General features: G+C 36.5%; 10 protein-coding genes. 2 read left to right on the forward strand and 8 right to left on the reverse strand.

What is annotated here, in order from left to right:
• Positions 1 to 163: 163 nt before the first annotated feature.
• The 7 genes from KJS44_RS11275 to KJS44_RS11305 form a co-directional block, all read right to left on the reverse strand.
• Positions 164 to 352, reverse strand: a complete 189-nt coding sequence (locus KJS44_RS11275; protein WP_458574480.1) for a DUF4314 domain-containing protein — start codon at positions 350 to 352, stop codon at positions 164 to 166.
• A 622-nt stretch (positions 353 to 974) separates the two neighbouring features.
• A complete protein-coding gene (locus KJS44_RS11280) occupies positions 975 to 1,427 on the reverse strand; it encodes a PTS sugar transporter subunit IIA (RefSeq protein WP_008687222.1) in 453 nt (150 codons plus the stop codon).
• A 13-nt stretch (positions 1,428 to 1,440) separates the two neighbouring features.
• Positions 1,441 to 3,411, reverse strand: coding sequence for a BglG family transcription antiterminator (locus tag KJS44_RS11285; RefSeq protein WP_226896988.1), 1,971 nt, complete (start codon positions 3,409 to 3,411; stop codon positions 1,441 to 1,443).
• Positions 3,412 to 3,791: 380 nt separating this feature from the next.
• Complete coding sequence (locus KJS44_RS11290; protein WP_008687219.1) at positions 3,792 to 4,151, reverse strand: VOC family protein; 360 nt, start codon at positions 4,149 to 4,151, stop codon at positions 3,792 to 3,794.
• A 149-nt stretch (positions 4,152 to 4,300) separates the two neighbouring features.
• Positions 4,301 to 5,344, reverse strand: coding sequence for a ribonucleotide-diphosphate reductase subunit beta (locus tag KJS44_RS11295; RefSeq protein ID WP_008687216.1), 1,044 nt, complete (start codon positions 5,342 to 5,344; stop codon positions 4,301 to 4,303).
• 10 nt (positions 5,345 to 5,354) lie between these two features.
• Positions 5,355 to 7,856, reverse strand: coding sequence for a ribonucleoside-diphosphate reductase subunit alpha (locus KJS44_RS11300; RefSeq protein WP_008687214.1), 2,502 nt, complete (start codon positions 7,854 to 7,856; stop codon positions 5,355 to 5,357).
• A gap of 130 nt (positions 7,857 to 7,986) precedes the next feature.
• Positions 7,987 to 8,625: a hypothetical protein gene (locus KJS44_RS11305; protein WP_008687213.1), complete on the reverse strand. Its 639-nt coding sequence runs from the start codon at positions 8,623 to 8,625 to the stop codon at positions 7,987 to 7,989.
• A gap of 441 nt (positions 8,626 to 9,066) precedes the next feature.
• On the opposite strand from KJS44_RS11305, the gene KJS44_RS11310 reads away from it, so the two are divergent.
• Positions 9,067 to 9,552 carry a hypothetical protein gene (locus KJS44_RS11310; protein ID WP_008687211.1) on the forward strand — a complete coding sequence of 162 codons (486 nt, stop codon included), beginning with the start codon at positions 9,067 to 9,069 and terminating at the stop codon, positions 9,550 to 9,552.
• Complete coding sequence (locus KJS44_RS11315; RefSeq protein WP_008687209.1) at positions 9,549 to 9,848, forward strand: hypothetical protein; 300 nt, start codon at positions 9,549 to 9,551, stop codon at positions 9,846 to 9,848. The genes KJS44_RS11310 and KJS44_RS11315 overlap by 4 nt, the downstream gene beginning before the upstream one ends.
• 224 nt (positions 9,849 to 10,072) lie before the next feature.
• Here the strand turns inward: KJS44_RS11315 and KJS44_RS11320 are convergent, their stop codons facing one another.
• A complete protein-coding gene (locus KJS44_RS11320; RefSeq protein WP_008687208.1) occupies positions 10,073 to 12,706 on the reverse strand; it encodes a heavy metal translocating P-type ATPase in 2,634 nt (877 codons plus the stop codon).
• Positions 12,707 to 12,744: the final 38 nt, after the last annotated feature.

Raw genomic sequence — 12,744 nt, forward strand, 5'->3', positions numbered from 1 at the left:
TAATTATTTGAATTTGCCTATAAGAAGGGCACCCTATGATATCTATTCTATTAACTGTATCTTCATATAAAATAAAAATGATAAAACCATTGAATTTTGCTTCATTCTTAATAATAGTTTACCATTTCAATTAATCCATCTTATCCACGAGCTTATTCACTGATTATTTTAAAATCTTACAAACATCAATCCCATATAAAACATGCAACGTACTTCCATTATCCCAATGTACTAGCAAACTGCCAATATCATCAACTCCATAAACCGTACCTTTTGTACCTACAGGAGGAGCTTGTACATCATCCATTTTCACTAATTCCACTCTTGTTCCTATCGGATATAACTTCCGCAAACATGCTAGCATCTTAGTTGATATACATATATTATCTTGTTTTTTATACATATTACCGCTTGCCTTTCTATAAAGGATTTCATCTTTTTAATAGGGTCTATTTGTCTTTTTAAAAAGTTATTTCGTTTCCTTTTATTAACCTTTAAATAAGTCATTTCATCATTTTGAAACAACTTCCTTTCCTTTCAAAAGGTTTCATTCATTTTTCGAATTTTATTTATTGTGAAGCTTCCTTCATCTTATGAGAAAACTTCTTTCACCCTAAGCGTAAGACTTCTTTCACCTTTTGATAAACTATAACACATAGTGCGTACAGCAGTATCAAAATACAAGTTACTTAATATATTCGAAAGGAAACTATCGAAAAACTTTCATTCTCGATTCTCCAGCCCTCTTTTAACAATAATGAAACGTATACCGGTTTCAAACATGTAACATTCAAAACACAATAAAAAAAGAAGATTTGATCTTATTTTATCAACATGATCAAAATCTTCCTATTTTTTATTCACCCTTTATTTCACTCTTTAAAAGCAAGAATCCTATCAACGCGCGGATTTTTTACTTTCTACATGTAACACAATCATAAAATGATTTGTAGCAATCCTAATTACCCCTTAAATTAATCCTTAAAAACCGCTTTGATTTCTTCTACTGTTTCCGCCTTCAACAAGGTTTCAATCGCTTCATCGTTACCAAGCTTACGTGCGATTTCTGCTAACAATAACATATGATTCCGCGCATATTCATGATCATTGGAAACAGCAAAGAGGAAAATCAGCTTAACGCCATTCCCATCCAGCGTCTCCCATTCTATTTCATGATCCAACTTACCAATAGCAATACCAACATTGGTCACAGAATCACTTTTACCATGAGGAATAGCCACATAATTGCCAATTCCTGTCATACCTTCACTTTCCCTTAAATAAATATCCTTCTTAAAAGATGCTACATCATCGATATAATTTGCATCCTTTAACCTCTGTGCCAGTACAGTCAAAGCTTCATCCTTATTCTCTGCCTGCACATGCATATCGATAATTCTTTCATCTAATACATCATTCAGTTTCATTGTAATATCCTCCCTATTGAATTAAATATTTATACAATTCTACATTCGATTTCATCTGCTTAAGTTTCTGTACTTTTTCATCTGTTTCTACTAATGAGATGTATTGTTTATAGAACACCTGGATGCGTTTTACTTCATCTGGTGTATCCATCTTGAATCCTAATAGAAACACTACATCTACTAAATCATCATTCCACAGAATAGGATTTTTCAAGGTTGCTATAACGACTTTCGAGTTATTGACTTCACTCTGTGCCCCATGTGGCAAACTGACGCCATTTCCTATGGAAGTCGTCGTTGCTTTCTCTCTTTCCAAGACACTCTCGCAGAATTTTCCAGTTACAAAGCCTTTGTTTTCCATCTGTTGAGACAAATAAATTAACAATTCCGTTTTATCTTTCACATCCAAATTCATAAAAATCAAGTCTGGAGAAAATAGTGGAAAACAAATAGGTGAGAAAGGATTTGGCACATCATCTGTCTTAAGATTCAATTCCTCCATATGGGAACGCAGCTTCAGGATACCACCATCGCTTAGAATATTAGAAATTTCGACGATTCGTTTATCATGAAACGGCAAGGTGTGCGGTGTGATGATCATATCCATCTCCGCCTGCTCTTCCAATTTAAAATCATGAATACCTTCCACACGAATTTCATTAATTTCAGGAACCAACTTACGCAGACGTTCTACTAACAATTGTGCATGTCCGCGGCTGGAATCCGTTAACAGACATACCCGATATTGTCTAGTCTTTCGTTCAATGGCAGATTGAATGTACAGCACGATATATCCCAATTCATCTTCGGTAATCTGTAAACCATATGTCTCTTCAAATAAAATGCTGATAGCCCAGGTTGCTCGGAAAACATTTTTATACTCTTTCTTAATAAATGGCACTAAAGAATTGCTTTGCGGTGTTCCATAACGAATCCTGAAAATCGTTGGTCGCAAATGAAATATCAAAGATTCCTTTAATTTTTCATCACTCAGCAAATCAACGTCCAGAATATTTCCGATAACATCCAGCATACGATTCACAAAACCAATCAGTTTATCATCGTACTGTTTTACTTGTCCAAGTGTTTCACTCAACTCACTGCGTCCAATAAACTTCGAACACATGATTTGAATAGAGAGAAATACCACTTCTTCATTCGATACCAGAATATGCATTTTCTCATGTAGTTTTTTGAAGATTGCCACGGTAAATGGATATTCGTTGTAACGCTGGATTAATTCTAATTCTTCATTGTCATAACGCAGATGTGAATTAAAATCTTTTCGCTGATAGGCAAGGCAGCAATAAATCAGAATTTCATGAAAAGAATCATCCGTGAAACGATAATTCCATTCATTTTCTGTTTCGATAATGCATTTTTTTATCAGATTGACATCCAGATTTCCAAAGAAATAGAACATATTCTTTCTAATTTCTTCTAGATCTCCTTTTCCCATAATGAGATTTTTTAAAGCCACTCGATAATTGTTTTCCTCATACTGCATCCGCAAACCACGATTACGTTCATTTACAATAACAATATGATATCTGCCCAACCATTCTTCACATTCTTTGATGACCTTCAATACGGTTGGCGTGCTAACATATAATTCATTTGCCAACTGCTGTGTTGTCATGGTTTCATTAGGCAACATGCGAAACAGACGTTTTAAAGTCAGCATCATTCTTTCCATAGCATCATAACTGACACTGATTTCATCGCTGCTTTCCAACATTCTGACAATGCGTGAGCGTTGTTTTTCATCAGCCTCTAACCAAATACCTACCCTTGGTTTTTTACAGATTTCGCCTAGATCATTATCACGCAGGTAATCTTCTATCGCACTGAGTTTATTTCGTGTCGATTTTTCACTTAATCCGATTTCTGACGCGATTTTGCCTGTTGAGACGATATCCCCATCCATCAGAATTGATAATACCTGGCGTACATAATAATTTGTTTTCGCATCTTTCAAGGACACATCTCCACCTTTCTGCATCTATAAGATATCATGTAATAATCTTCCCTGAAAAAAAGGATAGGGAATTTTAATACGGTATTTTTCCCATATAGGGAAAAAGGGAGGGGCATTTTAATACGGTAATTCATCCGTTTTTTCTTTTTTAACTAAATAATGTATCAGATGCCTATTCATCTTACCACGAGGATTAATCCACAAAAATGGATATATAAAATAAAAAAGTTTGTTGGTGATGGTGGCCTTATCGTAAGAAGGGTTACTTAGGTTAACACTGGCAAATAGAGTAAGTATTTATATGGTAATGCTGGCAAAATAAAAAAAGGCAAATTGAAATAAACCATTGTGATTGGTTTCATTCCATTTTATATTTGCCTTTTTCATCAGGATCGTTTTAACAGTTGTAATGTATAACCATCAGGATCTTTTATAAAATAGAAACAAATGGTCGGATTTGGAGCAATAGGACCTGTTAGTTCATAACCATTCTTTAATAACATCGCAACGAAAGCATCGAGATTTTCTATCTCTAAACCGATGGATACTCCATTTCCTACTTCTTTATCAGCTTCCCTACGATTTTGAATAAGCTCAATTAAGACCTCATTCTTCGTTTTTAACATCGCAATTTCATGTATACCTCCATGAAAACGTGATACTACTTGCATACCGAAAACTTCTGTATAAAAAGCAATGCTTTTCTTTATATCAGAAACGCTTAAGGTTACCCAGGTTATCTTCATAAACTATACCTCTTCTCAGTAATGATGCATTCATGCGAATACATTTATAATGGTTAACAAAATTATAGCATAGGTAATTTTTATCGTCGATACCCGCTAAAACGATGTTTCAAACCTAGTATACATAATTTATGCTAAGCGTTAAAAGATTATAAATCATCCACTAATGCACTTGACTTTGCATAGGCAGAACTGCGGGCTTCAAAGAAATCCGTTTTAATCAAATTGGCATTCGCATACATCGATACCCATTCCATGGATGCCGGTTCTTTTTCATAGCCTTCATATAAGGTTCCAAAGCCTAATGATGTGCTGCGCAAATTTCCCAGGTAATAGATATATTCGCGAACCATTTGCATTGTTAAGCCTTCAATATCATTTCCTATCACATACGAGCCCCAGCGAATTTCTTCTTCTACCCCATAACGCAGCATATCCTTATATTCTTCCACCAACGCAGGTGTAAAAAGCTGTGGTTCTTCTTTTTGCAGTTCTAGGATCATAGAACGGAAAAGCCATAAATGGGTATTTTCATCACGGTTAATATAACGTATCTCTTGTACCGAACCTGGCATTTTTCCCATACGACCTAAATTATAAAAGAACATGAAACCGGAATAGAAATAAATACCTTCCAATATATAATTGGCCATCATCGTCTTCATTAAATGGATGCCATCATGATGGGTAATAAAATCATTGTATAAATCGCCAATAAATTTATTTCTTTCCAATAAACGCGCATCATTTTTCCATTGGTATAAAATATCATTACGTTCTTGCGAAGAACAGATGGAATCCAACATATAGCTGTAACTTTGTGAATGCAATGCCTCTTGAAAGGCTTGTATAGTTAAACAGAGGTTGACTTCATTTGCGGTAATATAGTCCCCTACATTAGGCAAATTTGCCGTTTGAATAGAATCTAGAAAAATTAAGAAGGATAAGGTTTTATCATAGGCATTCTTCTCGGCCTGCGATAATCGACGATAGTCTTTAACATCCTGATTCAGATTAATTTCTTCAGGAATCCAGAAATTGTTCATCGCTTGCCGATACCAGTCAGATACCCAAGTATATTTCATATTGTTAAAGTCATTGAGGTTCGTGGTATTGCCATTGATCATGCGTCTGTTGATTACATCGCAATCCCCATGTTCATTAAATAACGGTTTTCGTTTTAAATCAGTCATAAGTTCTCCTTTAAGATGCACAAGATTCGCATTCTTCTACTTCTAATGCCTTACTACGCACATAATATAGTGTTTTAACACCATTTTCCCATGCCTGGATATATAAATTCAGAACCGTGCGCAATGTAAATTCATTTGTGATATATAAGTTTACAGACTGTGCCTGATCGATATGGCGCTGACGGATACCAGCAGCTTTCACGATCCATTCCTGTTGTATCTGATGGGCGTTTTTGTAAAGCCAGAAAGTCTGTGGATTAAGATCAGGCGCCACACGGGCAATCATACTGCCTTTTTTCTCTTCTAAAAAATATTTGTTCATGATGGGGTCTACACCGGCACTGGTGCCCGCGATGATTGATGTTGAACTAGTTGGCGCAACAGCCAACAAATAAGCGTTGCGCATCCCATATGTGTGAACATCCTGACCGATTTTCTGCCAACTTTCGTTTTGATAACCACGTTTCGTAAAGTAAGCGCCACTGTCCCAGTCACTCCCTTTAAAATATTGATAACTGCCTTTTTCTTTGGCTAAAACATTACTTGCCTGAATGGCATAAGCATTGATCGTTTCAAACAGCGTATCCACAAATTGCAAATGTTCCTCACTTTCAAAGCGCAAACCTTGTTTTACCAGCATGTGATGATATCCGCTAACCCCTAAGCCAATTGCTCGATATTGACGATTTGTTATTTCTGCATATGGAATCGGATAGTAGTTTAAATCGATGACATTATCTAATGCGCGAACGATCGTATGTATGATATGTGAAAGCTCTTGCTTGTTTGTCACATCGATATTACCTAAGGATAGACTCGCTAGATTACAAACAACAAAATCGCCTGGCTTGCTTTTATTTACAACAATCTCTTCCTCATCAACCTTTATGATTTGTGGTTCTGTTAAAGTGATAGCTGACATGTTTTGGGCAATTTCTGTACATAAATTACTACAATAGATCATGCCCTTATGCCCATTGGGATTCATTTTATTTACCTGATCGCGATTAAATGTGAAAGGTGTTCCTGTCTCCACCGCGGACTTTAGAATCAGACGCACTAGATCTTTTAAGATCATTTCACGTTTTGAGATGCGAGCGTCATTCACACAGTCAAAGTAACGTTCTTCCCATTCTTCGCCATAAAAATCTTCTAATTGATAGCCTTTCACTTTCCCTATCTCATGCGGACACATCAGATACCATGTTGCGTTTAAATCCTCTTTCGCCATTTTCCAAAATAAATCCGGATAACAGATAGCCGGGAAGACATCATGAGCTTTCATGCGATCATCTCCATTATTGGTACGTAAATTTAGAAATTCAGGTAAGTCCTTATGCCATGCATCCAAATACACTGCAACCGCTCCCTGACGCACTCCTAGCTGATCCACTGCTGTTGCGGTATCATTGACCAGCTTGATCCAACGAATTACTCCACCGGCTGCTCCTTTAAATCCCCGAATATCACTGCCATTTGCGCGTACTTTTCCAAAATAAAGGCCCATGCCACCGCCATATTTGGAAATTTGCGCAAAGTTATCAATAGACTTATAAATATTAGCTAAAGTATCTGCCACCGTATCAATAAAACAGCTGGATAGTTGATGGTATGGTTTGCGAGCATTGGCCATCGTCGGTGTTGCCATTGTTACCTTTAAGGTACTTAGGATATCATAAATCTGTTTTGCCCAATATACACGATTCGTCTCAGGTATTGCCAGATGCATGGCAATTCCCATAAACATTTCCTGTGGCGTTTCCATCAGCTGTAAATCATGCGTACGCAGTAAATAGCGTTTCACCACTAATTCTAAACCGCTATATGTAAACAAAGCATCACGCTCATCCTTTACGTATCGCTTTAGTTCATCGATTTCTTCTTTCTGATAAGCATCTAACATATAAGCACCATATAACCCTTGTTTGCTTAAATACTGAATCTTCTCATAAAAGGAAGTAAGCTGCAGTTGCTTCATACGGGCATTAATTTCCTGATGTAGTTGGTAGCTCAAAAAACGTGCTGCAATATATTCCCATTTCGGTGTTTCCTTACTAATCAGCTCGACACATGCTTTCATAAGCATTTGCAAGCGTTCTTCATGCCCCATGGTTTCTTTTAAAAAGGAATGAAATTTGATATAAAGTGCATGCAAATCATATGTTTCATCAAAATCTTTCTGGATTTGCATAAAGATGGGCAATAGTTTTTCATCCTGTACCTCATGGCATAGTTCTAAGAGCATTTGCCGTTTTTCTTTACGTTTTTCACGATATAAAATATAAGCCTTAGCTTCATTATAAAATTGATATGCCATCAGCTTTTGTTCTACAAGATCTTGGATATCTTCTACGCTGACTTTAGCTGAGCCTTGTATTTCTTGGGTGATTTCCATTGCGATCTGCTTTAACTGATCCATAGGAACATCCGTCACAAAAGCTTTTTTCATCGCTTGGATCATTTTTTCAGAATCAAATGTTTGAATGGTACCATCGCGTTTTATGATTTTCATATACATTTTCCACCTTTTCTCTTACCGTTAGTATATAGAGAATCTTATGGTTTACGCAACTGAGATGCACAAGGAAGATACTGGCAGAAAAAAAGAATGCCTTCTTAATAGCAGACATTCTCTTACTTAACTATTTCCCTTTTATCATTTTATTGATTTTTGTTTCATATGGTGTATCTTTCATATCTGTTTTCGCAATACGCAAGTGTTCCATTTCTTTTTTCTTTTGATCTAAATAGCTATACTGTAATGCCAACAGATAATGGAACATGCCTCGATCAAAGCCTGGTTCACATGCTTTCACGTGTTCTTCCATCACATCAATATAATCTGTTTTCTTCAATAATAAGATCTCATAAATCAGATTGCATTGTTCATATAATGTTTCATCCGTTACACCTTGCATACGATCAAGGATTTCTTTTGCCTTCACCTTATCTTCTTCATCTACATAGAAGTAAAATGCCTTCATGCATACATCTAAACGCTGCTTCTTGTTGATGCGCATATTTAAGATCAAATCAAACTGCTCACGAATCTTGGTACTATCTCCCATCATGAAGAAGGCATTTAAACGCATATGTTCACGATTAAATGGCGCAAAAAAGTATTTGCAGGCAAGCGAGTCTAAGATAGTGAAGAATTTGTCAAAATCCTGATTTTGTAAACATTTCAATAATTTATTGAATGTACTGCGTTTGTACCATTGTGTACCAACTACAGAAATAATCAAAACGACGATAAAAGCGATCCATACGATTGGTTTCATAAAGCACCTTCCATTTCTTACTCAATGTTTATATTGTACTATAACTTTCTTTATTTTTCATCAACATTTTACATTTTTAGGTGATATTCACAAACTTAAATGTTTTTTTTCATTTTTTTTAGATAAAGCTGATTCATTCAGATACATATTCACTATTATTTCTTACTACTTTTATGATAAAGAATAACATTTGCATTCTTTTGATACCTTTCGAAGATATTTTACATAACAACTTACTATCTATACATAATTTCACAGAAGGAAAAACCATTTTTCACAAAAAACAGTTTTATTTTATACAATTTATACAAATAAATGTATCTTAGCCATCTAAAAAAATAATTACCAAAGGGAATTTTTCAGAAAATATAAGAAAATAAAAAATATATTGAATTAACCTATGAAATTTTTATAATGCCCTTATAGAGGGAGGAAAAAGCAATGGAATTGAAACAATTATTCAGTACGCAAGACAATGAATTAGAAATTATAACGGATTCTTTCAAAATTAATAAAAACATTATTGAATTAAACAGCCGTATTATTCAAGTATGTAATATTGAAAGTATATCCATGGTTGAACCAAAAAAGAAAGGAATTACGATCGGCGTTTTCATAGGTTTTATCATAGGACTTGCATTACTTTCTTATCAACCTTTGGTAGGAACCATTGTCATTGGTTTAAGTGCATTTTATATTTATTGTATTGTTCAAGGGAATAAAAAATTAGGTAAAAATCTTTATATTAATTTAGTATCGGGGTATTATATCGTAATTAATTTTAAAAATGTAACCTTTGCCTATAAAATCATGGAAACCATAGAAAACTATCTAAATGGTTCAAATGAATCAAGTGTATCGATCAACGTTCAGGATTCTGTCATTACCTTTGGTGATGATAGTCCTATTTATGGGAATGCGAAATGAAAGATATAAAAATCGAACATAGCGTGGTTAGTGTTGGAGATAATAGCCCGATTTATATTCACAGTGAACAAGCTATTCAATGGCAAACATTAGAAGATGATTGTTTTAATTTACTATCGAAATTAGCGGTAGAAGATATACAAAGATTTCAACTTAAACAATTAACGAAAAAGATTTTTCATAAGGACACAAATGGCTTAAAGGAATTTATGAAAAAACACGCTGAGTTATTAACTTCTAATATTATCAGTGCTATTGTCTCTCAATATTTCATACAATTTCTTTCATCTTTATAAGGTATCTTATAATGTATCTTGAAGGTATACAGGAAGTATTCAGAAGTAAAAAGTCATTTGTCATTCCTCATATCATGCCTATCCTAAACGTCATCGCCTGAACGTCAGATTCTAAACAACAGGTTCTTAACAACAAATTCTAAACAACAAATTCTAAACGACCAGTTCTAAACAACAAATTCTAAATAGAAAAGCTCTCCTTTCTGTGAGAGCTTTTCATGTTATTATTTGAAATTACGCAAACGTAACGCATTTGATACGACTGATACCGAACTAAATGCCATCGCTGCACCGGCAAATACTGGTGATAGCAGTATACCAAAGAACGGATACAAAATACCTGCGGCAATCGGAATACCAATGCTGTTATAGAAGAATGCCCAAAATAGATTTTGCTTGATATTGCGGATAACCGCTTTGGATAAGCGAATCGCTGTTGCGACATCCTCAATACTATCTTTCATCAAAACGATATCGGCACTTTCAACAGCTACATCACTGCCGCTTCCTATCGCAATACCAACTTCACTTTGCGTTAAAGCAACAGCATCATTGATTCCATCGCCAACCATCGCAAGCGTATGGCCTGCCTTTTGTAATCGTTCGACTTCCTTTCCTTTTTCATCCGGTAATACCTGTGCAATCACATGGGTAATGCCTGCTGAAGAAGCAATGGCCTGCGCTGTGATTTCATTATCTCCGGTTAGCATATACACATCTATATGAGCGTCCTGCAATTGTTTGACGACTGCTTTCACTTCCGGTTTGATCTTATCGGCAATGGCAATAATCCCTTGTACCTCTTCATTCCTTGCGACCCAAACGACGGTTTTACCACTTTGCAGATACGTCTGTTCCTGTGCTTCATAAACGGCGGTCGCAATCTGCATTTCCTGCATGAATTTACGACTTCCTACCAATAATCTGCCATCATCCATCTCTGTGCTTAAGCCTAAACCGTTATGTGTTTGTACATGGGATAAGGTTTCATAGGATAGCTGCAATTCTTCTGCCTTTGTTAAGATGGCAGTAGCAAGGGGATGCTTAGAGCCTTGTTCCAGCATAGCCGCAAATGTTAATACCTTATGTTCATCCTGTTGTGTCGCAACATCTGTTACTACCGGTTTCCCTATGGTAAGAGTTCCTGTCTTATCAAAGACAATGGTATCAATCGTGCTTGCTGTTTCCAAAGCTTCTCCGCTTTTAATAAAGATACCTAACTGAGCGGCTTTGCCTGTACCTACCATAATGGCGGTTGGGGTTGCCAAACCTAATGCACATGGACAAGCTATTACCAACACACTCACGAAAATAGTTAAAGCAAAGGCGAAATCTTGCGTCACCATGTACCAGATAATAGCAGCCACTATTGCGATGCTCATGACCGTTGGGACAAAGAATAAAGAAATACGATCGGCAATACGGGCAATAGGTGCCTTTTTCCCTTGGGCTTCTTCAACCATATGAATGATCTTTGCTAATGTGGTATCTTCTTGTGTAGCACTACAACGCATTAAAATACGTCCATCTAAATCAATGGTTCCCTGCTGCAGCTTATCACCTACTGTTTTCTTAACCGGCATGCTTTCTCCGGTAAGCATGCTTTCATCAACGTTAGCACTACCTTCCAACAAGATGCCATCCACTGCCATATGTTCTCCCGGTTTTACGACCAAGGTATCCCCGACACTAACTTCTTCAATCTGAATGAGGATTTCTTTACCTTCTCGCCAAAGCGTAGCCGTCTGTGGGCGAAGTTGCAACAATGCCTGAATAGCACCGGTGGATTTCTTCTTGGATATGCTTTCCAAATGCTTGCCAAACTGCACCAATGCCACAACAACACCGGCACCTTCAAAATACAAAGCATGGACGGCATGGACATTGCCTTGATAAATTTGCATAAGAGATACCAAAGAATAAAGATATGCACTTCCGGTACCAATCGCTACCAGTGTATCCATATTCGGTGCCTTATGCAGCAACGCCTTGATCCCTCTGGTAAAGAAATGATGTCCACTGATCAAGATGATCGTTGCTAACACAAATTGGATACCTGCGAAATTAAAAGGATGCGTCTTATAAGAAATAATGTTTGGCAAAGGCAATTCAATACTTCCCAACATATGGGACATACCGATATATAAGAGGAAAAAAGCCAAGACCAGTGTACCGTAAACATGTAACTTTTCATAAGAGCGTTTTTCTTTTTCGATTGTTTTTTCCACATGTAAGTGACCTTTAAAACCGGCTTTTTGAATCGCTTCTAGAATTTCACTGAGTTTAATACGCTTTTTATCATAACGAACTTCCGCTTGATTCATCACAAGATTCACATCCGCCTGTAAGATACCATCTTTTTTACGCAACACTCGCTCAATACTGGCACTGCAAGCCGCACAGCTCATGCCTTCGATATCCAACACTACCTGCTCTTCTTCGTTTTCCTCTTCCAAAATAAAACCGGCCTTTTCCAAAGCTTCTTTCCAAGCCTTAAAGTTTTTTTCATGATACGTTATCGTCACATTGTTCATGATGAGATTTACACTGGCATCTTCTACCTCATCGAATCGTTTTAAGATGCGTTCTACGGATGCACTGCAGGCTGCACAGCTCATACCTTTTACTGTCCATGTCTGCATTTGCGCATCACTTTTTTCCAGCAATTGATACCCACCTTTTTCCACAGCTTTCTGCATATCCGCAAAAGCCGGCAAATCCTCACCTTCAACAACGACTTCTTCTAGTACAAGATTTACCTGCGCACTGGTTACGCCATCCATTCTTTTTAATATTCGTTCAACAGCTGACGCACAAGCCGAGCAGCTCATACCGCCAATCTGATAAGTCTTTTTCATAGTATACCTCCTAGCAACATCCACTTTTTAACAGCATC

Source organism: Longicatena caecimuris (assembly GCF_018406465.1).
Taxonomy (GTDB): Bacteria; Bacillota_I; Bacilli_A; order Erysipelotrichales; family Erysipelotrichaceae; genus Longicatena; species Longicatena caecimuris.

Bases quoted from the DNA above. Each gene is read 5' to 3' on its own strand.
- KJS44_RS11280 (WP_008687222.1), bottom strand. From the start codon at position 1,427: ATGAAACTGAATGATGTATTAGATGAAAGAATTATCGATATGCATGTG.
- KJS44_RS11295 (WP_008687216.1), bottom strand. From the start codon at position 5,344: ATGACTGATTTAAAACGAAAACCGTTATTTAATGAACATGGGGATTGC.
- KJS44_RS11300 (WP_008687214.1), bottom strand. From the start codon at position 7,856: ATGAAAATCATAAAACGCGATGGTACCATTCAAACATTTGATTCTGAA.
- KJS44_RS11290 (WP_008687219.1), bottom strand. From the start codon at position 4,151: ATGAAGATAACCTGGGTAACCTTAAGCGTTTCTGATATAAAGAAAAGC.
- KJS44_RS11310 (WP_008687211.1), top strand. From the start codon at position 9,067: ATGGAATTGAAACAATTATTCAGTACGCAAGACAATGAATTAGAAATT.
- KJS44_RS11305 (WP_008687213.1), bottom strand. From the start codon at position 8,625: ATGAAACCAATCGTATGGATCGCTTTTATCGTCGTTTTGATTATTTCT.
- KJS44_RS11320 (WP_008687208.1), bottom strand. From the start codon at position 12,706: ATGAAAAAGACTTATCAGATTGGCGGTATGAGCTGCTCGGCTTGTGCG.
- KJS44_RS11315 (WP_008687209.1), top strand. From the start codon at position 9,549: ATGAAAGATATAAAAATCGAACATAGCGTGGTTAGTGTTGGAGATAAT.